Raw genomic sequence first — 24,552 nt, forward strand, 5'->3', positions numbered from 1 at the left:
AACTGCGGGTGGGGTATGGGGGTCGTCATTATACCGCCAAACGCCGCCCCGCCGCCCCGGCCGTATTTCCCGCACAGTTGGCAAAAATAACAAAATTCATCGTTATTCCCGCATATTCACCTTCTCATTCCAGCATGAATCCCGAAGAATATGCCTCGGACAACAATCATTCGTTACCAGGGACAACCATGAATTTCGGCGCCAGGCTCAAGCAGATCAGAACCGACAAGAACCTTACCCAGCCGCAGTTTGCCGAGTTGATCGGCATCGAGCAGTCTTACCTCTCCAAGCTCGAGAACGACAAGTCGCAGCCGTCGGCGGAGATGTTCGGCAGCATCATCAAGGCGCTGGGCATGGCGCCCGAAGTTTTCCTGGCCGATCTCGACCAGGAGACGCAGGCATCGCTGCGCCATATTCCGCAGGTGAGCCAGTTCCGCGAAGGCGTGACCATCCGCCGCGTGCACCATGCGCGGCGCTATGTCTTTGGTGCAGCCGCCGCTGCGGCACTGGGGTTTGCCATGATGCTTGCGGCAAACGACGGCATCTTCTTTCCCAACAATCAGTACAAGTATGTTTCGAAGGGCGTCATCGCGCCCGGCGAATCCGAGACCATCTTCGAGCAATACCGCCGGATCCAGGAAATGAGAATGATGGCCAAGATCATCACCATCGAAGAAATGGCGCGCTTGCAGGCCGAGTTCGAAGCGAACCGGCTCAGGCGCATGACGGTCGAGTCATGGCGCGACCGCGGCAGCGTGTATTTCGAGAATGTGGAAGGCGGACGGCGCATGTTCGAACTGGCCGACAAACGCTACGTCCATTCAGAGGCCAACCGGATCCTGCAATACCTGGGCGCCCTGCTCGCTTTCTGTGCACCGCTGATCCTGGTCGTCGAATGGCGGCTGCGGGCGGCAGCCCGGCGCATCACCCGTACTTCCGATAATTAAACAAACCAACCATTACAAAGGAGACACCATGTCGCACTTGAGAACCTTTTTGGCAGGCGCCACCACCATGGCCAGCGCGCTGGCAGCAGTCTTCGTGCTCACCGGTTCGAGCGATCCCGGCAGGAAGGCGAATTTTGACGAGATCACGGTCGGGCGCATCAATATCGTCGAGCCCGATGGCACCAAACGCCTCATCATTTCCAATCGCGCCCAGTTCCCCGGCGCCTTCCACGAAGGCAAGGAAATCGAACGCCCCAACCGCCGCACGTTTGCCGGCATGCTGTTCATCAATGAGGAAGGCACGGAAAATGGCGGTTTTCTCCAGAAAGGCAGTATCGAAGGAGCTAGCGGCAAGATCGACTCGGGACTGTCGCTGACGTTCGACCGTTTCCGCCAGGACCAGGCGCTGCAACTGCTCAATACCGACAACGAGAAGTCGCAGCGCACCGCTGTGCTCATCAACGATGTGCCGAACTTCAAAGTCACGTCAATGGATGACCATCCGCGCTTCCGCGAGCAAGCGAGCAAGCTGGACCGCGCCGGGCAGAAAGCCTACTGGAACAAGCTGACCGAAGAAGGAAGGCTCGGCGTCAATCGCATCTGGCTCGGCAACACCGCCGATAAGGGATCATCCCTGCAACTGAAGGATGCCCAGGGCCGCGTGCGCATGATGTTGCTGGTTGGCGCCGATGGCAAGGCCGAGATCCAGATGCTCGATGAAGCCGGCAAAGTGGTCCGCAGCATCACGCCGACCTTGTAGCAGGCGAGAGCCGGCGCGTTATACTCGTAGCCCTCAGCTACCCACCCGCGCCCATTCATGCTCCAGATCGCTTTTGAAACACCGAACCAGCCCGAGATCATCGCCCTGATCGCCGACCTCGACGCTTACCAGCTGACCTTGTATCCGCCCGAGAGCGTGTATGCGCTGGACCTCAAATCGCTGATGCAGCCGGAAGTGAAATTTGCGGTCGCCCGCGATGCTGCCGGTGCGCTGGTTGGCTGCGCGGCGGTGGTGTTGTCGAACGGGTATGGCGAGATCAAGCGCATGTACGTGAAGCCGGAAGCGCGCGGACTCGGCGCAGCCAAGGGCTTGATGGCGGCGCTGGAACAGGCTACGCGCATAGCCGGTTGCGACTTGATGGTGCTGGAGACGGGGCCGGCACAGCCGGAAGCGATCGCGCTGTATGCACGGCACGGATTCTCGGTATGCGGCCCCTACGGCGATTATCGCGACGATCCCTTGAGCGTCTTCATGCGCAAGGTACTGTAAGGCACGTTGATCCGCCACCGATGGCGGATCAACATACGCACCACGGCTTACGCTGCGTCGCCCGCCTGCTGCTTCTTGCGCACCACGGCCAGCTTTGGCCCGAACATCGCTGCCACGCGCTCGAGGCGCTGGGCGGCGTCGCCGGTGACGGTGCCGGTGGCGCCCACCACCTGGCGCACGATGCCCAGCGCAGTTGCGCGCGCGTCGGGGTCGTCCGGCAGCAGCAATGGCAAGTCGCGCATCGCCGCTTCTTCGGCCACCTGCAACATCAGGTACTGCTCGCGCAAGACGGTCTTGAAGCGGGTGACGCTCAATTCCTGGTCATCGGCAGTACGCAAACGCAACTGGCGGATGGTGGCAAACGCGCGTTCGTCGGCCGCGCTCATCTCCGGGCTGCGGTAGATATACAGCAGTCCTCGAATGATCGCTTCGGTCGTGCCGCCTTCGGCGGTCTTGCCGGCGGCAGCGGTGCGGTAGGCGTCAAGTGCTGCTTCACGCGCCAGGTCGCGGCCGATGCGGCGCGGTGCGCCGTTTTCGGCACGTAAGCCCACCATCGCCTGCAATAGGGGCGAACCGTACACATCGAGGAAGAATTTCTCGGTGGCCTGGTCGCGCACGTCGCGGTACGCGTCGAGCGAGGCGACGATCTGTTTCGACATGGCATCCTGCATTTGCAGGAAAATATTATCCTTGGCCACCGGGCGGCGTTGCGCGCGCACCCTGTCGGCCAGCGCCGGGATGCCATCGAGCAGCTTGTTCTTGTTCGAGAACGCCGTGTAGCGCAAGCGCATCGGGTGCGCTTCGCGCAATTGCTTGGCGCTGTGCTCGGTCACCAGGCTCTTGACGACCGGGCTGACAAAGGTGCGGTACAGTCCCTGGTTGATTTCCGACACGCGCGCCACGGTAGCAAAGCGGCGTTCGTCTTCGGCATCGTTACCGCCCAGCGCGCGCAAGGAGTCGAGCGTGCGGCGCTCGAAGCGCATCACGTAGTCGCCGCCCATCATGTCGCCAGCCGCCAGTTCTTCCTGCAGCATCTCCTCGTCTTTTTCCAGGAACACCGCTTCGTACAGGCCGGGCGGCATGATGTCGATCATGTCCATCGCGGCGGTAAACTCCTCGTGTTCCTTGTTGGCTACCGAGGCGGAAACGAAAATGCCGAGGTGGCCGATACTCTGGTGCATCGAATAGATGATGGTCTGGCCGCCCGCCACCAGCGCGGCGTCGTCCTCATACAGGTCGAGCACCCAGCCCAGCGCCTGCTGCGGCGGCGTAATGTCGTCGCCCCACGAGCAGAACACCACGATCGGCGACTTGATGTTGCGCAGGTCGATGCGGTGGCCGTCGCTGTCGAGCAGCGCCGCTTCGCTCAGGCGGTTGCCGACGAACAGCGAGTCGGCGATGTATTGCATTTCGCCGGCGTTGAGCAGCACCGGGTTGCCCCACCATTTTTCAAATTCGAGGAAGCGCGGCGCCTCGGTATCGATTTTCGAATAGACGTTGTAGTTCTTGGTCCACAGCGTGTTCGACGGATTCATCTTCTCGAAGTTGGCCACCAGCTGGGCGCCGTCGAAGATGCCGTTGCCGAGGTCGCCAGCGAGCGCGGTCATCCAGGTGCCGCCCAGCGCACCGCCAAGGTAGCGCAGCGGATTCTTGCCGCGTACGCCAGCCCAGTACGACAGTGGTGCGCCGGCCAGGACCAGCGGACCGACCAGGTCGGGCTTCAACGCGGCGGTCATCATGATTTGCCAGCCGGCCTGGCAGTTGCCGATCAGGGCCGGCTTGCCATCGGCTTGCGGGTGGCGCTCGGCCACGTGGGCGATAAACGCCGCTTCGGCGCGGCACACGTCCTCGATGGTCTGACCGGGCACCGGCACCGGCGTAAAGCCGACAAAGTAGCACGGATGGCCAGCCTTGAGTACGACGCCGATTTCGCTGTCGTGCTTCATGCCGCCGATGCCGGGGCCGTGGCCGGCGCGCGGGTCGAACACGATGAACGGCCGTTTCGATGGATCAGGCGCGACGCCGTCCGGCGGCGCGATGTAGCACAGGCCGTAATTCACGGGCCGCTCGAGCGTGCGGCCATCCATGATGATTTCGAACGGGAAACTCAGTACATGCGGCGCCGTCTTGGCGGCGCGGGCGATGGTATCGGTGCCGCGCTGACGCAGCACATCGAGAAACAGGATCGACCGCTGGCAAGCGTCCACCCAATAATCGAGCCCTTGCTGGGCGACATTGAACGGACTGCCTGGCCAGTTCAACAGCCCGGCCCAGGGGTTATTCTTTTCTTCACTCACGGAAATCCTCCAGTCATGTTGCCATGCACCAAAGTACTCCAGCACCGCAGAAAAGGCAAACGAATCCGGATCATGGAAATCTTGCCGAGGCCAGCATTGATTCATCTGGAAGTGATCCGCATCAATAAAAAAAGCCGCCCGAAGGCGGCTTTCTGGTCCGGCAGAAGCGATTACGCTTCGCGCGATGCTTTCTTACGCTCGTGCTCTTTCAGGAAGCGCTTGCGCAGACGGATCGATTTCGGGGTGATTTCCACCAGTTCGTCGTCGTCGATGAATTCAACAGCGTATTCCAGCGACATCTGGATCGGCGGCACCAGGCGCACGGCTTCGTCGGTACCCGACGAACGCACGTTGGTCAGCTGCTTGCCCTTGATCGGGTTGACGACCAGGTCGTTGTCGCGCGAGTGGATACCGATGATCATGCCTTCGTACACCGGGTCGTTGTGGACCACGAACATACGGCCGCGATCTTGCAGTTTCCAGATAGCGTAGGCGACAGCAGCGCCGTCGTCCTGCGAGATCAGCACGCCGTTGCGACGGCCGCCCAGCTCACCTTTCGAGGTGTCGACTGGTGCGTACGCATCGAACACGTGGCTCATCAGGCCGGTACCACGGGTCAGGGTCATGAATTCGCCCTGGAAGCCGATCAGGCCACGTGCTGGAATACGGTATTCCAGGCGCACACGGCCTTTGCCGTCCGATTCCATGTTTTGCAGGTCGCCACGACGACGGCCCAGTTCTTCCATGACGCCGCCCTGGTTGGCTTCTTCAACGTCCACCGACAGTTGCTCGTACGGCTCGTGGCGCACGCCATCGACCATTTTGAACACCACGCGCGGACGCGATACAGCCATCTCGAAACCTTCGCGACGCATGTTTTCGATCAGGATGGTCAGGTGCAGCTCGCCACGGCCCGATACTTCGAAGGTGGTGTCGTCGTCGGTAGGCGCCACGCGCAGCGCAACGTTGGCTTTCAGTTCCTTGTCCAGACGGTCGCGCAGTTGACGCGAGGTCACGAACTTGCCTTCGCGGCCAGCCAGCGGCGAGTTGTTGACCATGAAGTTCATGGTCAGGGTAGGCTCGTCGACGGTCAGCATTGGCAGCGCTTCCGGGGTGTCCGGTGCGCACACGGTCGAACCGATGCCGATTTCTTCGATACCGTTGATCAGCACGATGTCGCCGGCAACAGCGTCGTCCACCAGCACGCGCTCGAGGCCCTTGAAGTTCAGCACCTGGTTGATGCGGCCTTTGATCGGCGTAGCGCCTGGGCCGTTCAGAACGATCACGTCCTGGCCGGTTTTGACGCGACCGCGGTTGATACGGCCGATACCGATTTTACCGACGTACGACGAGTAGTCGAGCGAGGTGATTTGCATCTGCAGCGGACCATCCGGATTGTCGTCACGTACTGGTACGTGTTGCAGGATGGCGTCGAACAGTGGCTTCATGTCGCCGCCGCGTACGTCTTCGGTCAGGCCGGCGTAGCCGTTCAGGCCCGAAGCGTAAACAATCGGGAAGTCCAGTTGTTCGTCGGTGGCGCCCAGCTTGTCGAACAGCTCGAAGGTCTGGTTGATCGCCCATTCAGGACGTGCACCTGGACGGTCGACCTTGTTGACTACGACGATAGGCTTCAGGCCCAGGGCCAGCGCCTTACGGGTCACAAAGCGGGTCTGTGGCATCGGGCCTTCTTGTGCATCGATCAGCAGCAGGACCGAGTCAACCATCGACAGAACACGTTCCACTTCGCCGCCGAAGTCGGCGTGGCCTGGGGTGTCAACGATGTTGATGTGGGTGCCTTCGTACTCGACTGCGCAATTCTTGGACAGAATCGTGATGCCGCGCTCTTTTTCGAGATCGTTCGAGTCCATGACACGGGTATCGACCGCCTGGTTTTCGCGGAAGGTGCCGGACTGGCGGAGCAGTTGGTCAACCAGGGTGGTTTTACCGTGGTCAACGTGGGCGATGATTGCAATGTTGCGAATTGCGCGTTTAGTAGTGGACATAGTCGTATATTTGCGGAAAAACTGCGGGTGCGCACAAAAAGCTGTGCGGAAAGCCGGCTAGTATAGCATGTTGCGTTGCAACTCTATCGCCGGACTTCTGGTTATTTTCGATGTTGCTTTATTGAGGTACGAAGGCAATCAAGCGCTCTGGCGCCAGGATGCTGTATTCACCGAGGATGGCCGTGCCCAGCAACTTGTCGTCCAGGTACACGCGCACCCTGCCCTCTTCGCCCGGGACCGTTACCGGTTCCTTGCCCAGTGCCAGGCGCTGGCCGTTGAGGAAGCGCTTGGCCAGCTCGGCGTTCAACTGCACGGCCGGGAAGCTGGCCAGCAGCGCATCGACCGGCGCCAGCAAGCTCAATGGCTCGGGGTGGGCGATCAAGGCGTCGAGCGTGATCATGTTCTCCATGGTCAACGGCCCAACCTGGGTACGGCGCAAGGCGTTCAGATGCGCGCCGCAGCCCAAAGCCTCGCCGATATCCTGGCCCAGCACGCGGATGTACGTGCCCTTGCTGCACGTGACCGACAAGGTCAGCATCGGCGCCTCGTACGCCACCAGTTCCAGCTTGTGGATGACGACGTTGCGCGCTTCGCGCTCGAGCGTGATGCCGGCGCGCGCGTATTCGTACAGCGGCTTGCCGTCGCGTTTCAAGGCCGAATACATCGGCGGCACTTGCGCGATCGGGCCGCGGAACTGCGCCAGCACGGCGTGGATCTGCTCAAGCGTGACGCTGACGTCGCGGGTATCGATCACTTCGCCTTCGGTGTCGCCGGTATCCGTGGTCTGGCCCAGGTGCACCACGGTTTCGTAGGTTTTATCGGCTTCCAATAAATCCTGGGAAAACTTGGTGGCTTCGCCAAAGCACAGCGGTAGCAAGCCGGTGGCAAACGGGTCGAGCGTGCCGGTGTGGCCGGCCTTCTTGGCGTTCATTACGCGCTTGGCCTTGATCAGCGCATCGTTGCTGGAAAAGCCGACCGGCTTGTCGAGCAGCAGCACGCCATCGACCAGGTCGCGCACGCGTTTGACTTTGGCCTGGTTCATTCTTCCTTGCCGTCTTTAGCACCCTCGTCGACGTCATCATCGAGCGAGCGGGTGGCATTAGCCTGGTCGATCAGCGCCGACATGGCCATGCCGCGCGCCACCGACGTGTCGTGCACGAAGTGCAGTGCCGGCAGCGTGTGAATGTGCAGGCGCTTGCCCAGCATATTGCGCAGGTAGCCCGACGCTGCCTGCAGGCCGGCCAGCGTGTTTTTGACGGTCTCGGGATCGTCCTTGAGCATGGTGAAGTAGATCTTGGCGTGGGCGTAATCGGGGGTGATCTGCACTTCGGCCAGCGTGATCATGCCTACGCGCGGGTCCTTGAGTTCGAATGCGATCAGTTCCGACAGGTCTTTCTGGATTTGATCGGCCACGCGCAAGCCGCGCTGGGGGATGGTTTTACTATGTTTTGCCATGATGATATTCCATAAACGGCAAAGTGGACGGGAGCTACAGCCCCCGTCCACTTCACCAGGTCCTACATGAGTCGCCTGCGATTACAGCGTACGGGCGATTTCCTGCACTTCGAACACTTCCAGGGAGTCGCCCACCTGGATGTCGTTGTAGTTCTTCAGCGACAGGCCGCATTCCAGACCGGCGCGGACTTCTTTCGCATCGTCCTTGAAGCGCTTGAGCGAGTCGATTTCGCCAGTCCACACCACGATGTTGTTGCGCAGCAGGCGCACCGACGACGAACGCTTGACCACACCATCGGTGACCAGGCAACCGGCAACGGCGCCGACTTTCGAGACCAGAATAACCTGGCGAATCTCGACCTGGCCGGTAACGGTTTCGCGTTTTTCCGGTGCCAGCATGCCCGACAGCGCCGATTTGATCTCGTCGATCGCATCGTAAATGATGTTGTAGTAGCGAATGTCCACACCATTGGACTCGGCCAGCTTGCGGGCCTGGGCGTCGGCACGGGCGTTGAAGCCAATGATGACGGCCTTCGAGGCCACGGCAAGGTTGACGTCCGATTCCGTGATACCGCCGACGGCTGCGTGCACAACTTGTACGCGCACTTCGGAGGTGGACAGTTTCTGCAACGACGACACCAGCGCTTCTTGCGAACCCTGCACGTCGGTCTTGATGATCAACGGCAGGTTTTTGACTTCGCCTTCGGCCATCTGGTCGAACATGTTTTCCAGCTTCGCGGCTTGCTGCTTGGCCAATTTCACGTCACGGAACTTACCTTGACGGAACAGACCAATTTCACGCGCCTTGCGCTCGTCGGCCATGACCATGACTTCTTCACCGGCTTGCGGCACTTCGGTCAGGCCCTGGATTTCGACCGGAATCGACGGACCGGCTTCGGTGATCGGCTTGCCGTTTTCGTCCAGCATGGCGCGCACGCGGCCGAACGAGGAGCCTGCCAGGATCACGTCGCCGCGACGCAGGGTACCGGACTGCACCAGGATGGTGGCAACCGGGCCCTTGCCCTTGTCCAGGCGACCTTCGACGACCAGGCCACGGGCCGGCGCATCGATCGGGGCTTTCAGTTCCAGTACCTCGGCCTGCAGCAGCACTTGCTCGAGCAGGTTGTCGATACCTTCACCGGTCTTGGCCGATACCGGCACGAATGGCGAATCGCCACCGTATTCTTCCGGCACCACGCTCTCGGCAACCAGCTCTTGCGTCACACGGTCAACGTTGCCGCCTGGTTTGTCGATCTTGTTGATCGCCACCACCAGTGGGACGCCAGCCGCTTTCGCGTGAGCGATAGCTTCCTTGGTTTGAGGCATCACGCCGTCGTCCGCCGCCACCACCAGGATGACGATGTCGGTGGCTTTCGCACCGCGGGCACGCATGGCCGTAAAGGCTTCGTGACCCGGGGTATCGAGGAAGGTGATCATGCCGCGTGGCGTATCGACGTGGTAAGCGCCGATGTGCTGGGTAATCCCGCCGGCTTCGCCCGACGCGACCTTGGCGCGACGGATGTAGTCCAGCAGCGAGGTTTTACCGTGATCGACGTGACCCATGACGGTCACGACCGGTGCGCGTGGCTTGGACTCGAAGTGAGCGTGCTCACCCTGGTCGGCCAGGATCGCTTCCGGATCGTCTTCCTCGGCGGCGTGGGCTTTGTGGCCCATTTCTTCGACGACGATCATCGCGGTTTCCTGGTCCAGCACCTGGTTAATGGTGCACATCTGGCCCAGCTTCATCAGTTGCTTGATGACCTCGGACGCCTTGACCGACATCTTGTGGGCCAGTTCGGCCACGGTGATGGTTTCCGGTACATGCACGTCCTTGACCACGGCTTCGGTCGGGGCCTGGAAGTTGGTTTCGCGGTCATCCGATTGCGAATGACGACGACCACCCTTGCCACCGCGCCAGCTGTCGCGGCCGGTCGATGGGCCCGATGGGGCGCCACGGCCTTTGCCGCCGCCTGGGGCGCCGCGCTTCTTGTCGTCGGACCAGGTCGAGGCCACATTGGCCGACTTGATCGATTTCTTGTCGCCTGGCTTTTTATCGCCTGGCTTGTCGCCCGGCTTGGCAGCGGTAGCGGCCGTGGTCGCTGGCTTGTGCAGCGTGCCTTCGGCAACCTTCGGCTTGACCGGAACTGGTACTGGTTCCGGCGCCTTGATGGCGCGACGCGGCGCGTTCATCATGGCCTTGATCTGTGCAACTTCATCGGCCACAGCCTTGCGTGCACGGTCCGTGGCAGCAGCTTTTTCAGCAGCTTCCTTGGCGGCAGCATCGGCTTTCTTCTTGGCTTCTTCGGCAGCAGCTTTCTTTTGTGCGTCCGCAGCGGCAGCGGCAGCGGCAGCAGCGGCGCTGGCGGCAGCATCGGTTGCAGTCGCGCTGGCATTGGCGTTGCTGTTGGCAGCGTTCAGGGCCGAAGCGGCAGCCTTGGCAGCAGCTTGTTCAGCATCGCGCTTGGCTTCGGCGTCGGCTTCCTTCTTGGCGCGGGCTTCGGCGTCGGCGGTGGCTTTCGCTTGCGCTTCCTTCTCGGCGTCGAGCTTGGCCAGGCGCTCCTGCTTCTCGCGCAGGTCGGCTTCCTGGCGTGCGATCAGTTCGGCTTGCTTGCGCACTTCTTCTTCGCGACGAGCGACTTCGGCCGGATCAATCACCGGTGCCGCAGGTGCGGCAGGGGCGGTCGTGACCGGTTCGTCGCGCTGTACGAAGGTACGCGTTTTCTTGACGGCGACCTGGATCGTGCGGGCCTTGCCATTGGCATCGGCCTGCTTGATTTCAGTCGTTTCCTTGCGCGTCAGCGTGATTTTTTTCTTTTCCACTTCGGCTGCAGCGCCGTGGGTGCGACGCAGGTGATCGAGCAGCTTATCCTTATCATCTTTCGACAATGGATCTGACGTCGAACTTTTTTCGACGCCGGCAGAACGCAGCTGCGTCAGCAGCAAGTCTGCAGGCATCTTCAGTTCGGTGGCAAATTGGGCTACGTTGTTACTCGCCATTCAGTCCTCTTTTCTATGTGTCGCGGAGATGATAAAGATACTCAAATTAAGCCTTTGCCGATTCTGCCAGGGTCCAGGCCTTGGCTTGCAGGCCCTTCGCTCGGTCGTCGTACTTCGAATCGACCAGTTTCATCTCATCGTCGGTCACATCTTCAAATTCATTCGAAATCAGCGCGCGGGCGCGGTCGGACGAGAAGGCCAGAATGGCGCCAAATTCGTCGTAGGCCAGGCCTGCAAATGCTTCAACAGTCTTGATACCTGCCAGGCCCAGCTTACCGGCGGTGATGCGGTCCATGCCTTCCAGACCGACCAGTGCCTCTTCCATGCCTTCCAGGCCTTCTTCCGAAGCAATCGCTTCGGTTACCAGGGCGTCACGGGCACGGGTACGCAGTTCGTTGACGGTATCTTCGTCAAACGATTCGATTTCCAGCATTTCGGAGATCGGCACGTAAGCGATTTCTTCCAGGCTGGCAAAGCCCTCTTCCACCAGGATGTCGGCGACTTCCTGGTCAACGTCCAGTTTTTCCATGAACAGTGCACGCACTGCCGCGGTTTCCTGGGCTGCCTTGTCGGCCGATTCCTCGGCCGTCATGATGTTGATCTTCCAGCCGGTCAGATCGGACGCCAGGCGTACGTTCTGGCCCGAGCGGCCGATGGCGATGGCGAGGTTTTCCTCGTCCACGACCACGTCCATGGCGTGTTTTTCCTCATCGACCATGATCGACGAAACGTTGGCCGGGGCCAGCGCGCCAATGACGAACTGGGCCGGATCTTCGGACCACAGCACGATGTCCACGCGCTCGCCACCGAGCTCGCCGGTAACGGCCTGCACGCGCGAACCGCGCATGCCGACGCAGGTACCGATCGGGTCGATGCGCTTGTCGGCCGTGTACACGGCGATTTTTGCGCGCACGCCGGCGTCGCGGGCAGCCGATTTAATTTCCAGCATGCCTTGTTCGATTTCCGGCACTTCCAGCTCGAACAGCTTGGCAATGAATTCCGGCGCGGTGCGCGACAGGATCACTTGCGGGCCGCGCATATTGCGGTCCACGCGCAGGATGTAGGCACGGACGCGGTCGCCGATACGCAGATTTTCCTTCGGGATCATCTGGTCGCGCGGCAGGCGGGCTTCGATCTTGCCCGATTCGACGATGGCATCGCCGCGTTCCATGCGCTTGATGGTGCCGGTCACGAGCGAGTCGCCGCGTTCGAGGAAGTCGGCCAGGATCTGTTCGCGCTCGGCATCGCGCACGCGTTGCAGCACGACCTGCTTGGTGTCTTGGGCAAAACGGCGGCCGAATTCCACGGATTCGATCGGCTCTTCGATGTGGTCGTCCACTTCGATGTCGGCGATTTGTTCCTTGGCTTCGAAGTGCAGGATTTCCTGGTCCGGCAGTTGCAGGCCGGCTTCATCTGGTACCACGTGCCAGCGGCGGAACGATTCGAATTCGCCCGATTCGCGGTCGATCGAAACGCGGATGTCTACTTCACCCTCATACCGTTTCTTCGTGGCTTGCGCCAATGCGAATTCGAGGGCGCCGAAAACGACATCCTTATCGACGTTCTTTTCACGCGCCAGCGCGTCTACCAATAACAAAACTTCGCGACTCATGCTTTGCGTCCCTTAAAAACCACCTGCGGCACCAAGCGTGCCTTATCCATATCGGCGAGCGTAAACTCCAACAGCGCCGGACCATCATTGCTTTCAAATTCCAACGACAAATTCTCGCCCTGGGGTTCTTGCAGAATCCCCTGGAACGATTTACGGTTGTTCGTACCCGGCATTGCGGTGCGCAGTTTGACAATTGCTTCGCAACCGGCAAAACGCACGAAGTCTTCCAGCTTGCGCACCGGGCGATCGAGCCCTGGCGACGAAATCTCGAGACGTTCGTAACTCACGTTCTCGACCGTCAGCACGTGCGACAGCTGGTGACTGACCGTGGCGCAATCTTCCACGGTAATCGGACCTTTTTCCTCAGCGTCGGCCGCGGTGAAATCGATAAACACGCGCAGCACTCCGCGCTCGGCCCGTTCGACATCAACCAGCTCATAGCCCAGACCAGTGACGGTCGTTTCAATTAACTGCGGCAGCTGCAAGAAATTCTCCAGATTAAGGCTTGTTGTCAAACCCGTTCAACAAAAAAAAAATGGGCAAGTGCCCATCTTCCAGTAATACGATAATACCAACCCGAGCAAAGGATTCCTGCGGTTTTATCCGGACAAGAACTTTTACCAGGCTGGTTATTATAACCTTATTCGGTCGGCGCTGCAATCCGCACGCGGCGGAAAACAGCCCTACAGTGGCACTACAACCGCCAAAATAGGGCTTTTGCGGGTAAAAACAACCCCGCAGCGGGCGCGGGATTAACCCTTCCGACGACGCGGCATGCCGTGGTCGCTGGCGCCGCCACGCGGCTGCTGCTGACCGCGACGCGGTGCGCCACTGCTGTTGCCGAAACCAAACGTGGTTTGCAACGGATCGGGCTGGCGCGGGCCTTTGTTGGCCGGCTTGGCCTGCTGGCCACGTCCCTGGCCACCCTGGCCGCCCTGCCCTTGCGGACGCGGACCGCTGGCACGCGCCGGCGCCGCATCGCCGAGCGGACGGCCGCCAGCGTACGCACCAATGCCCTGCGGACGACCACCGGGACGGCTCGATCCCTGGGCGCCACCGGCACGGCCATTGCCGCCACCGGCGCGGCCACCCTGGCCACCGCCCTGGCCGCCGCCCGCGCCGCGCCCCTGGCCACCGCCGTTCGGACGGCCCTGGCCGCCACCGAAGCCGCCCTGACCAACCTGACCACGGCCCTGGCCGCGTGGCGGCTTGGCGAATGGCAGCGCGTTGTCGTTGCTGACATCGGCGCGGTTGAAGTTCGGTTCGTCGAGGTCGTCCTCGTCGTCGTCGTCACGGTCGTCGTATTCTGCACGGCTACGTTGCGGACGCTTTTCCGGGCCCTTGTTCTGAACCGGCTTGGCTTGCGGGCCCTTGCCGGCACGCGCAGGTGCGGCAGCAGCCGCACCGTCGGCGCCGCCTTTTTTCTCGACGCCGTACACGGCCAGCATGTCGCGCACCTGGTTTTCTTCCAGCTCTTCCCAGCGGCCGCGCTTCAGGCTGCTCGGCAGGGTCATGGCGCCGTAGCGGGTACGGATCAGGCGCGAGACGGTCAGACCGATCGCTTCGAACATGCGGCGCACTTCGCGGTTACGGCCTTCGCCGATGATCACGCGGTACCACTTGTTGATGCCCTCGCCGCCACCGTCGGCGATTTTCGAGAACTGCGCCAGGCCGTCTTCGAGCTCGACGCCGGCCAGCAGCTTTTGACGCATGCCTTCTTCCAGCACGCCCAGGGTACGCACCGCGTATTCGCGGTCGATACCGTAGCGCGGGTGCATCAGGCGGTTGGCCAGGTCACCGGACGTGGTAAACAGCAGCAGGCCTTCGGTATTGAAGTCGAGGCGGCCGACGGCCAGCCACTTGCCGGCCTTCATGGTCGGCAGGCGCGAAAACACCGATGGACGGCCTTCCGGATCATCGGTCGAGACGATTTCGCCGGCAGGCTTGTGGTACACCAGCACGCGCGGCGGCTTCTTGCTCACGCGGCGCTGGATCAGCTTGCCATTGATGCGGACCGCATCGGTCGGCAGGATGCGCTGGCCGATGTGGGCCGGCTCGCCGTTGACCGACACGCGGCCGGCAACGATCAGGTCTTCCATGTCGCGGCGCGAGCCGAGACCGGCCTCAGCCAGCACCTTGTGCAGCTTCGGTGCATCGTCGTCGGCGGTCAGATCGCGGCGCGCTGCTTTTTGCGGCTGGCGGCCACGGCCACCTTCTTCGCTGTCGAAGGCGTCGGACGTGACGAACGAGAACACGGCATCGGCGTCGCTCGGCTTGTCGCCGGGCTGGCCGCGGCCTTTGGCGTTCTTGCCCTTGCCGTTTTTGCCATTGCGTGGCTGGCCGGCTTGGGCGCCGCCCTGGCCACCCTGGCGGCCGTTGCGTTGGCCGCGCTCGTTCGGCTGGCGCGCTTCCACAGCGCCCTCGGCACCTTCGGCACCCGCAGCGCCTTCCACTGCCGCAGCAGGAGCAGCTTCCACCGCTTCCACCTTCGGCATCAGCGCTTCGCGCACGGCGCGCTGTTCGCGCATCTGGCGCGGGCCACGCGGACGCTGGCCACGGTCGATGCGCGGTACGCCATCGGCAGGCGCGGCGTCGCCGGCGGCAGCTTCGGCAGCTGGCGCCTCGGCCGGCTGTGCGGCGGCGGACGCTGCGGCATCGGCCACGGCTTTGCGGGCGCGCGGCGCGCGGGCCGGCTTGGCTGGCGCGTCAGCAGCAGCGACGCGGTCGGCGACTGGCGCGGCAACAGCTGGCGCAGCGGCGGCAGCAGCGGCAGGAGCAGAAGTAGCAACAGCAGGCGCAGCGGCGGCAGGCGCGGCTGCGGCGGCAGGAGCAGCAGTTGCCTCAGCGACAACCTTGGCAGCCGGCTTGGCGCGCGGCTTTTTCACGGCGACCGTCGCGGCCTCGGCGGCAACCGCCTCGACCACTGCCGGCGCTGCCGCTGCTGCGGACGCATCGGCCTTGGGCTTGCGTTTCGGCTTGGCGGCCGGCGCGGCATCGCTCGCCACGGCAGCAACCGGGGCCGCATCGGCAACGCCGCTGCTTTCCGCTGCGATCTGGGCCTTGGTGCGGCGCTTGGGCTTGGCGACCGCTACTTCGGCGGCGTCGTTGACTGTCTCTGGGGATTTAGGATTGTTCATTATTCGTTTCTTGCTTGTGCTCATCGACCGTGACATCGGGACGATGCACAGGATCTTGATTAACTTCTTGGCCGGAGTCCGGGCTAGTCGCGGCTGCTATAGCCACCGGCACCTCCGTGCCATCGTCTGCTTGCGCGACACGGTCGCCGTGCGCGGCTTTTTCAAAGTTCTGCTGCAGGGCCGCTTCCAGCGCGGCCATATCGGGACCACTACCCTGCGATTCACTGATTTGCTGCAACGGCGGTAACTGGGACAGGGAATTCAAGCCCAGGTCGTCGAGAAACTGGCGCGTGGTGCCCAGCAAAGAAGGCCGGCCCACCACGTCGCGGTGGCCCACCACATCGACCCAACCACGGTCTTCCAGCATCTTGATCGTCTGTGAATTCACGGCAACGCCGCGAATTTCCTCGATATCGCCGCGCGTGACAGGCTGGCGGTAGGCGATGATGGCCAGCGTTTCCAGCGTGGCCCGCGAGTAGCGCGGCGGCTTTTCAGGGCTGAGCCGGTCGAGATAATGCTTCATCTCGGGACGGCTCTGGAACCGCCAGCCACTCGACAGGCTGACCACTTCCACGCCCTTGCCGGCCCAGTCGCGGCCCAGCTCTTCCAGCAATTCCCTGATCTGTTCGGCGCCGACCACGGCGTCGTGTTCGCCCGGCGGTTGCTCCTCGTCGACAAACAGCTTTTTCAGACTGTGGATGGTCAACGGCTCACGGGCGCATAGCAAGGCGGTTTCGAGGACTTTTTTGGCCTCAGCATTATCCATAGCAATCTTATGGCTGCATGCATACACATGCACAGAATGACATCAATTACATTCAGTGAGTCGTTGAGGTAGGCGCTGCATTCAAGATGCCGCCTGCCGGAGTAGTCGCTGAAGCTGTTTTTCCGGCCGAGGCGAGTCGCCTGGCGGGAGAGAGGGAATTGCCGCGACCGCCGAAGCGATCGCATTTCATGAAACACCAGAACCGCGGCGCCGTTTTCGAGCGAAAACAAGCATGACCTATCCAGGACGTTTCATCCAACTAAGTGAATTGTACCTGATAAAAGCATAAAACGCGCATTCGCTGCAGCGAAATGTAACGTGACTTACACGGTAGCAAGTCTTTCTGACAAGATTGCGGATACACCAACGAAGGCCGGATACTCCGCCGTGATCACCCAGGTAGGCACTTGCGCCAAGTACTGGAAGAACCTGCCCTTGTGCTCGAAGCGGTTGCGGAAACCGGAGCGGTTGAAGCGGTCACCGAGTTTCGGCACGATGCCGCCGCCAATATATATACCGCCCTGCGCGCCCAGCGTGACCACCAGGTTGCTGGCGATGGTACCCAGCATGCAACAAAACACCTCGATCACTTCATCGCACAAGGCGCATTCACCGGACAGGGCGCGGCGCGAAATGTCGGCGGCGACCAGCGGTTCGACCTTCACGCCATGGCGTTTTGCCAGCGCGCGGTAAATCAGCTCGATACCGGCGCCCGACATCAGGCGCTCGGCCGAAACATGCTCGAATTCGGTCCAGGCATATTGCAGGATTGCCACTTCCACCGGATTGGCAGGCGCAAAGGTGACGTGGCCGCCTTCGCTCAATAGTGCGGTCCAGCCATCCTTGCCGGGAATCAGGCCGGAAACCCCGAGGCCGGTACCAGCGCCGATCAGGCCCAGCGGCGTGTCCGCTACTGCAGTCCCGCCGCCCACCTGGCGCTTCTGTTCGGAGGACAGGAACGGCAGCGCACTGGCCAGCGCGGTGAAGTCATTTACTACCAGCAAAGTGTCGAAATCGACTTCGCGGCGCAGTGCTTCGATCGAAAACGCCCAGTGGTGGTTGGTCATGCGCACCATGTCGCCGGTGACCGGGTTGGCAATCGCGATGGCGCCGTGGCGGATGCCGCCAGCGCCTGCCCCACCAGCCTCGGCTACCACGGGCGAGCCCAGGTAGGACAACAGGGCGGCCGCCAGGGTCGGGTAGTCGGCACATGGCAACACGTCGATCGCCACGATCTTGCCCGGGGCGGTTTCCAGCGCGAAGCGCGCATTGGTGCCGCCGACGTCCGCCAGCAGACGCGGTCCGCCTGGGAAGTCGTTGATCGGGGAGGATGGCGATGGAGTAGCTGTCATGGTCGATGAAAAATAGTTGAAGCCTAAGCTTAAGGTATTTTTACCAAGACTGGCAAGCGGTTTGTAGTTTTAGTACAAGCAACTGTGTATTTCCCGTACTTGTACTGTTTTTCCTCGTAGTATGACTACCCTACGCCGATGCCGTGGTGGTCTCGCCATCGACCACGGGCCGCACGCCAAAGGCGGCATTCCAGGCGTCGAGCCCGCCATGCAGGGGACGGGCCATGGTGAAGCCATGCTGCTTGAGCTCCTTGGCCACCTGGGCGGCAGTAACGTCGTTGGGGCAGCTGCAATACACGATCACATGGCGGTCGCGGTCCACTGCGATCAGGTCCGGCGCCGGCTGGCCGCCGTTGAACAGCAAGGCGCCCGGCACGGCCGGCTCCAGCAGTTGCGCCGTCACGCTGCGGGCATCGACCAGCACCGGCGCCGCGCCCTGCTCGAGCAACTGCTTGATTTCGTCGATGGTGACGCGGTCAATCTGCACCGACTGGCGGAAGCGCTTGCGTTCGAGATACTTGTAGCTGATGAACAGCGCCAGCAAGATCAGCAGCACGGCCAGCGCGGTACTGCCCATGGTACTCAGGGCGGTCAGCACGGAATCGATGCTGGCGTGGAAGAAGGCGCCGATGGCAATGCCGGTACCGGCCCACAAGGTGGCGCCCAGCATGCTGTAGCCGACAAAAGTGCGGCTGTGCACGCCCATGGCCCCCGACAGCGGCGCGGCAATGGTGTTAAAACCGGGAATGAACTTGGAGACGATCAGCATGCGCGGGCCCCAGCGCGTAAAGCTGTCCTCGGTCTGGCTCACGCAATAATCGGGCGACAGCGAAATCCGGCACAGCAGCTTGAGGATGCGCTTGCCGTACATGCGTCCCATGCGGAACCAGAAGCCGTCGCTGAGCAGGCACGCGCACACGGCCACCGCCAGCACGGCGGGCCAGCTGAAATCGCCATCGACGGACAAGGCGCCGGCGACGATCAGGATGGGATAGGCGGGAATCGGCAGGCCGATTTGTTCGATCAGTACGATCGCAAACACGATCAGCACGCCATATTCTTGCAGCAGGTGGATAAAGTTCGGCATATGGATATCTTAACGTAAAAACCGCGTGCCTATCCCCGCGCAATCTCGTCACGTTTTTCTGCAAGGCAAACGAACATTCGCCGCCGCAAATCCGTTTTTGTCGTCAAAAAGTCACATGGATCACAAATGTTACAGTTTAATTTACAGGGTTTTACCGACTTTTCCCATATTTTACACCGTTGATTTTTTGATATTTGGAATTTGAATTTACTGCCATCTTTGACGACGTTATCCGCATGTAGCGCGATGATCTCTTCCATACATGCATCATGCCCTGTCTTTTAGCAGAGCCAGCAAGTGAGGTTTTGCTTCCACCAAGCAGCAGTCCGGGCGAAACTGGTCACATTGACATGGTACTGATGAAATGTTTTTATAAAAAGCAAGGAGGCCAGATCCCTCCCTAACAGCGAACGCAGGCGTGCGGCCACGCGCCCATGCCAGGCAGTTCAACCAGTAAAAAAGCCAGTCCAGTGGAGAGATTTCAGCATGATGATGGAAAGAGTATTGTCCCGTTCGGTTCGCCTGATGTTCTCGGGCAGCGTCGCTGCCGCAACCTTGCTGGCAACGCCAGCCATGGCGCAAAACAATGATGCGCAAGGTGCTGCGCCTATCCAGCGCGTGGAAATCACCGGTTCGAGCATCAAGCGCGCAACGGCCGAAACCGCGTCGCCGGTACAAGTGATCACCAGCGAAGACTTGATGAAATCTGGCAAGGGCACGGTATCGGAATACCTGCAAACCCTGACCGCCGACGGCGCCGGCTCGCTGCCTACCGGCTTCGGCAACGGTTTCGCCGCAGGCTCCACCGCGATCTCGCTGCGCGGCCTGGGTGCAACCTCCACCCTGGTGCTGCTCAACGGCCGCCGCATGGCGCCGTTCGCCCGCGCCGATGACGGCCAGAAGAGCTTTACCGACATCTCGACCATCCCGATGCAAATCGTCGAGCGGATCGAAATCCTCAAGGACGGTGCATCGTCCACCTACGGCGCCGATGCGATCGCCGGCGTGGTCAACATCATCCTGCGCAAGGACTTCACCGGCCTGCAAATGAAGGCCGACACCGGCTTCTCGCGCTACAGCGATGCCAAGCAGAACAAGGCTTCGGTCACCTGGGGCAAGGGCAACCTCGACGAAGACAAGTTCAACGTCGTGTTCAACGCCGAATACTTCCAGGCTGACAGCCTGAAAAACAGCGACCGCAAGGACCGCGGCTACATCGGCAAGTCGGACCTGCGTCCTTACGGCTACCCGGTCGGCACCCAGTTCGCCGCTGGCTACATCGCCGGCGCCAACACCGCCAGCCCCAGCCCGACCGGATCGATCCGCAATCCATTGACCAACAACTACGTGTCGCTGCCGGGTTGCTCGACGCTGTCCGCTACCACCGACCAGACCGGTTCGGGCGGCGGCTGCCTGTGGCATAACGACCAGTTCCGCGACATGCAACCGGAAATCGAATCGATCAACCTGTACACCCGTGGTACCTGGCAGATCAACGACGATACCCAGGCATACGCCGAGCTCGGTTACTCGAAGCGCGACACGTCGTTCATGATGATCCCGGCGAACGTCACGCCGACCGTGGCGTTCCCGGCCAACGCTGCCAACCCGCAAGGCTTCATCAACTACGGCAACCTGGCGCTGCTGGCTGCAAGCCACCCGCAAAACCCGTACGGCGTGGCCACCCGCCTGCGCTACTCGGCCTTCGACGTCGGCGCCAGCACCCGTAGCGCCAACAACGAATTCAAGCGCGCCGTCATCGGCATCAAGGGTTCGGCCGCAGGCTGGGACTACGACGCCGGCTACACCCATTCCGAGTCGTCGCTGGACCTGGGCTACAGCAATATGATCAATATGAACGTGCTGCGTTCGGCCCTGAGCGACCCGACCTCGCGTTACTTCCCGTACTACATCGGCGACCAGGCTTACCGCAACCCGGCCTCGCTGTACGCAGCGCTGCGCGTGAACGCCACCTCGGTGTCCACCACCAAGCTCGACATCGTCGACTTCAAGGCATCGCGTGAACTGTTCGAGCTGCCAGGCGGCAAAATGGGCCTGGCCCTGGGCGGCGAATACCGCAAGGAACAACTGCGCAACCCATCGCTGTCGGGTTCGGAAGACGGCACCATCAACTCGAACTACGTGGCCGCCTTCGGCGACTCGAAAGTCAAGGCCGTGTTTGCGGAGATCCTGGCGCCAATCGTGAAAACCGTGGAACTGTCGGCCGCGCTGCGTTACGACAAGTACGACCGCTTCAGCTCGTCCACGCCGAAAGCCGGCATCAAGTGGACCCCGGTCAAGACCTTCGCCCTGCGCGGTACCTACACCGAGGGCTTCCGTGCTCCCGGCGCGGCCGAGAGCAACGTCGGTTCGCAATCGACCGGCTCGGCGCCGGTACGTGATCCGGTGCGCTGCCCGGGCGGCGTGCCGGCAGCTGGCGGCGCCACCTCGACCGATTGCGCGATCACCATCGCTGCCGTCAAAGTCGGTGACCCGAACCTGAAGCCGGAAGAATCGAAAGGCAAAACCCTGGGCCTGGTCTGGGATCCGCTGGAAGGCACGAGCCTGTCGCTGGACGCCTGGAAAATCAAGCGTACCAACGAAATCAACTCGCTGCCGTACGACCAGGCTGCCGCCCTGCCGACCGCAGTGCGTAACGATAACAACCTGGTGGTCAACGGCGCGGCGATTCCGAACACCGGTACCCTGGTGCTGACGCAGGCGCCTTACCGCAACTCGAGCTTCACCGAAGTCAGCGGTATCGACCTGGACATCAAGCAGCGCCTGCGCCTGGGCGCATATGGTCGCGCCGTCATCGGCCTGAACATGACCCACGTCGCTTCGTGGGTACGTAACGAGTCGGCCACCGTGCGTTACCAGTATGCTGGCACCCACGGCAACTGCGACACGTCGAACTGCGCCGGTACGCCGAAAAACAAGATCAACCTGAACGCCTCGTGGGATCTGGGTGACTTGAACGTGACCGGCAACGTCAACTACCGCAGCAAGATGGACAACACGGCGTATGCCGGCGCCCTGTGCGCCAATACCCTGGTGAGCGGCGCCAAAGCCCCGAACGCCAAGTGCGAAATCGCGTCGTTCACCACGCTGGACCTGTCGACGCGCTACAACATCAGCAAGCAGCTGACCCTGTTCGCGTCGATGAACAACGTGCTCGACAAGATGGCACCGCTCGATCCACAAACCTACGGCGGCATGAGCTACAACCCGATGGACGCTTCCGGCGCCATTGGCCGCTACATGAAACTGGGCGCCAGCTACAAGTTCTTCTAAGCGTCTGACGGTTTAATACAACAAAGCCGGGCCTGCTGAACAGCGGCCCGGCTTTTTTACGCATTGCTATTTGGAATAGTATTTTCCCAAGCTAAAATATTACCCTTTATGTAATTAGGAAAAAATCATGTCTCAGCGTTGGAGAAGTGCAGGTTGGACGGGCGGCCTGCTTGCCACATTAATTCTTGCCGCTTGCGGCGGAGGTGGCAGTGACTCGACAGCACCGGCGCCAACGGCGCCGACAGCACCGACGACGCCACCGGTCGTGGCGACCATGACAGTACAGTCGGGTACGCTTGCGCGCGTAATGGCCAGCAATGTCGGCGTCAACCTGGTAGTAACCGCTCAGGCCGCCAATTTCACGCCGACCGGCACCGTGTACGCCAGCGCCAGCGACGCCGCCGGTGTGTTGCAAGCACCAGTGCAAGTCACGGCAGGCGCCAGCGGCCTGTACACATTCTCGCTCGATACCGCCACCGGCGTGGCGCCGGGACGCTACAAGGGCAATGCCACCATCAAGCTGTGCAGCGACCAGGCATGCACGACCCCGCAAGCTGTGGCATCCATCAGCGTGCCCTACGACATCACCATCGTCGGTACCGAGACGGCCTGGCCTGGCGACAACCTCACTGCGCTGTCGGCGATGACTGGCGCCGGCGACTGGTCCACCTTCCAGGGCAACAGCGCCCACACCGGCTACGTGCCGGTCGAGATCAAGCCCGACCAGATCGCCCTGCGCTGGAAACGCGGCCTGACGGGCACCCCCGCCAGCTCGAACGGCAACACCGTGGCGCCACAGGTCACCGCCAACGGCCTGCTGTACACGACCGACGCCACCTCGCTCTATGCCTACAAAGAAACCGACGGCAGCCGCGCCTGGAAATACGACTTCAGCAACAGCTCCTATTACCCGGTCAATCCGCCGGCGGTCGCCAATGGCGTGGTGTATGCCGTCGGCAGCCAGTCCGACGCCAACTATATGTTCGCGTTCGACGCAGCCACCGGCACGGTACAGTTCCGTGCGCGCGTGGGCTCGATCTATGACCGGCTGTCCTCGCCGGTCGTCCAGGATGGCGTGATTTATACCAACGGCGGTTCGTATGTCGGCCTGTATGGCTACAGCACCACCGGCGAAACGCTGTTCAATACCACCGCCGGCTCGGCAGCATCACAATGGGCGCCTGCAGCCGATGCCAACGGTGTGTACCTGTTCACCGGCGACGCGATCGTGGTCTTCAAACCGAAAACCGGCGAGCGCCTGGCCACTGTTCGCGACAGTAACAGCAGCTTCTACAGCCAGGGCAGCGGTGCGCCTGTCATCGGCGCCAATGGCGTGTATACCACGACCGGTGTCTACAACAGCAACACTGGTAACACCAGCTACAGCCTGACCCGGTTCGACATCGCCAAGAGCTTCATCGATTGGCGTGTGACCGGCAGCTACGGCATCTCGCCGGCCTACTCCGCCGGCGTGCTGTACGCGCTCAACACCAATCCGTTCCGGCTGGAAGCACGCGCCGAAGCCGATGGCGCACTGCAGTGGTCGTGGACGCCACAACTGAACACCGAGTCGTCGTTCTACGGCCCGGCCGTGGTGACCAAAAACCTGCTGTTCGTCAGCACCAACCGCGTCACCTACGCAATCGACAAGGTGACCCGCAAGACGGTATGGAGCTACCCGATGGCCGGCCTGTTGTCGATCAGCCAGAATGGTGTGCTGTATATTCAGAGTGCGGATGCCACTGTAGCCGTCAATCTCAAGTAAGCCACGCAGCGAAGTAACAAGCCGGGCCGCCTCCATAGCGGCCCGGCTTTTTTTTTGTAATTAACGCCTTTTCGCAACGGTCACAACCAAAGCGGCGGTGTTAATCAACAGTTGTGTTCGCTACCTAACACAAACCGTAATTTCAATTAGTAGGTTTGCCATAACTAAATTAATATTATTTTTTTGAAATCAAAACAAGGGGAACTCATCATGCGCTATCAACACTGGGCAGCAATCGTGATTATCGCGTCCGCAGTCTCTGGCTGCGTGGTCGAGGGCGGCGACGTGTCGCACCTGTCGGCCCGGCCGCTTGACGCGCCGCTCGAGAGCGCGATCGGTGCAGTTCCCGCCGTGGAGACCGGCGGTCACCTCGCCACCGGCGTGATGTACGCCAAGGTCAGCGACAATGGCCAAGTTCATCTGGCGCCGGCGCTGGGCGAAGCAGACAGCGGAAAAGTCACGCTGGCGCCAGCAGTCAAGTTGCGTCCTGAACAGTATCTTGGCAATATGACCATGAAGCTGTGCGGCACCGACTGCTGATCCGACTACCGGCGGTCGCTGGCCAGTATG

The 24,552-nt window shown here is 61.5% G+C and carries 17 protein-coding genes; 6 read left to right on the forward strand and 11 right to left on the reverse strand.

The window, feature by feature from the left end:
* Positions 1 to 188: 188 nt before the first annotated feature.
* From SR858_RS20860 to SR858_RS20870, 3 genes are read left to right on the forward strand one after another with little or no spacing between them, the layout of a single operon-like run.
* The gene (locus SR858_RS20860; protein ID WP_019921618.1) at positions 189 to 947 is read left to right on the forward strand and encodes a helix-turn-helix domain-containing protein; all 759 of its coding nucleotides are present in this window, start codon (positions 189 to 191) and stop codon (positions 945 to 947) included.
* Between the two features lie 28 nt (positions 948 to 975).
* On the forward strand, positions 976 to 1,707 hold the full coding sequence (locus SR858_RS20865; protein WP_040377742.1) for a hypothetical protein: 732 nt from the start codon (positions 976 to 978) through the stop codon (positions 1,705 to 1,707).
* Between the two features lie 57 nt (positions 1,708 to 1,764).
* On the forward strand, positions 1,765 to 2,217 hold the full coding sequence (locus tag SR858_RS20870) for a GNAT family N-acetyltransferase (protein WP_019921616.1): 453 nt from the start codon (positions 1,765 to 1,767) through the stop codon (positions 2,215 to 2,217).
* A gap of 47 nt (positions 2,218 to 2,264) precedes the next feature.
* Here SR858_RS20870 and SR858_RS20875 read toward each other — a convergent pair whose 3' ends face one another.
* The 11 genes from SR858_RS20875 to SR858_RS20925 form a co-directional block, all read right to left on the reverse strand.
* Positions 2,265 to 4,514, reverse strand: coding sequence for a DUF3141 domain-containing protein (locus tag SR858_RS20875; protein ID WP_026637248.1), 2,250 nt, complete (start codon positions 4,512 to 4,514; stop codon positions 2,265 to 2,267).
* A gap of 170 nt (positions 4,515 to 4,684) precedes the next feature.
* Complete coding sequence (gene typA / locus SR858_RS20880; RefSeq protein ID WP_019921614.1) at positions 4,685 to 6,517, reverse strand: translational GTPase TypA; 1,833 nt, start codon at positions 6,515 to 6,517, stop codon at positions 4,685 to 4,687.
* Positions 6,518 to 6,635: 118 nt separating this feature from the next.
* Positions 6,636 to 7,559, reverse strand: coding sequence for a tRNA pseudouridine(55) synthase TruB (gene truB, locus SR858_RS20885; protein ID WP_019921613.1), 924 nt, complete (start codon positions 7,557 to 7,559; stop codon positions 6,636 to 6,638).
* Positions 7,556 to 7,972, reverse strand: coding sequence for a 30S ribosome-binding factor RbfA (gene rbfA, locus SR858_RS20890; protein WP_019921612.1), 417 nt, complete (start codon positions 7,970 to 7,972; stop codon positions 7,556 to 7,558). The genes truB and rbfA overlap by 4 nt, the downstream gene beginning before the upstream one ends.
* An 81-nt stretch (positions 7,973 to 8,053) precedes the next feature.
* The gene (gene infB, locus SR858_RS20895) at positions 8,054 to 10,969 is read right to left on the reverse strand and encodes a translation initiation factor IF-2 (RefSeq protein ID WP_019921611.1); all 2,916 of its coding nucleotides are present in this window, start codon (positions 10,967 to 10,969) and stop codon (positions 8,054 to 8,056) included.
* A gap of 46 nt (positions 10,970 to 11,015) precedes the next feature.
* Complete coding sequence (gene nusA / locus SR858_RS20900) at positions 11,016 to 12,581, reverse strand: transcription termination factor NusA (protein ID WP_019921610.1); 1,566 nt, start codon at positions 12,579 to 12,581, stop codon at positions 11,016 to 11,018.
* Positions 12,578 to 13,066: a ribosome maturation factor RimP gene (rimP, locus tag SR858_RS20905; RefSeq protein WP_019921609.1), complete on the reverse strand. Its 489-nt coding sequence runs from the start codon at positions 13,064 to 13,066 to the stop codon at positions 12,578 to 12,580. Before rimP ends, nusA begins: the two co-directional genes overlap by 4 nt.
* Before the next feature lie 267 nt (positions 13,067 to 13,333).
* Positions 13,334 to 15,718: a pseudouridine synthase gene (locus tag SR858_RS20910; protein ID WP_019921608.1), complete on the reverse strand. Its 2,385-nt coding sequence runs from the start codon at positions 15,716 to 15,718 to the stop codon at positions 13,334 to 13,336.
* Positions 15,705 to 16,484 carry an SMC-Scp complex subunit ScpB gene (gene scpB / locus SR858_RS20915; protein ID WP_019921607.1) on the reverse strand — a complete coding sequence of 260 codons (780 nt, stop codon included), beginning with the start codon at positions 16,482 to 16,484 and terminating at the stop codon, positions 15,705 to 15,707. Before scpB ends, SR858_RS20910 begins: the two co-directional genes overlap by 14 nt.
* A gap of 323 nt (positions 16,485 to 16,807) precedes the next feature.
* Positions 16,808 to 17,836: a glucokinase gene (locus SR858_RS20920; protein WP_019921606.1), complete on the reverse strand. Its 1,029-nt coding sequence runs from the start codon at positions 17,834 to 17,836 to the stop codon at positions 16,808 to 16,810.
* Positions 17,837 to 17,966: 130 nt separating this feature from the next.
* A complete protein-coding gene (locus tag SR858_RS20925; RefSeq protein ID WP_019921605.1) occupies positions 17,967 to 18,923 on the reverse strand; it encodes a VTT domain-containing protein in 957 nt (318 codons plus the stop codon).
* Between the two features lie 504 nt (positions 18,924 to 19,427).
* On the opposite strand from SR858_RS20925, the gene SR858_RS20930 reads away from it, so the two are divergent.
* The 3 genes from SR858_RS20930 to SR858_RS20940 all read left to right on the forward strand — a co-directional run bounded on the left by SR858_RS20930 (position 19,428) and on the right by SR858_RS20940 (position 24,522).
* The gene (locus tag SR858_RS20930) at positions 19,428 to 22,217 is read left to right on the forward strand and encodes a TonB-dependent receptor (protein ID WP_026637247.1); all 2,790 of its coding nucleotides are present in this window, start codon (positions 19,428 to 19,430) and stop codon (positions 22,215 to 22,217) included.
* 274 nt (positions 22,218 to 22,491) lie between these two features.
* Positions 22,492 to 23,982: an outer membrane protein assembly factor BamB family protein gene (locus SR858_RS20935; protein ID WP_322533884.1), complete on the forward strand. Its 1,491-nt coding sequence runs from the start codon at positions 22,492 to 22,494 to the stop codon at positions 23,980 to 23,982.
* Between the two features lie 210 nt (positions 23,983 to 24,192).
* Complete coding sequence (locus SR858_RS20940; RefSeq protein ID WP_019921602.1) at positions 24,193 to 24,522, forward strand: hypothetical protein; 330 nt, start codon at positions 24,193 to 24,195, stop codon at positions 24,520 to 24,522.
* Positions 24,523 to 24,552 lie beyond the last annotated feature (30 nt).

The sequence above is a fragment of the Duganella zoogloeoides genome, from assembly GCF_034479515.1.
In the GTDB taxonomy this organism is placed as follows: Bacteria; Pseudomonadota; Gammaproteobacteria; order Burkholderiales; family Burkholderiaceae_D; genus Rugamonas; species Rugamonas zoogloeoides.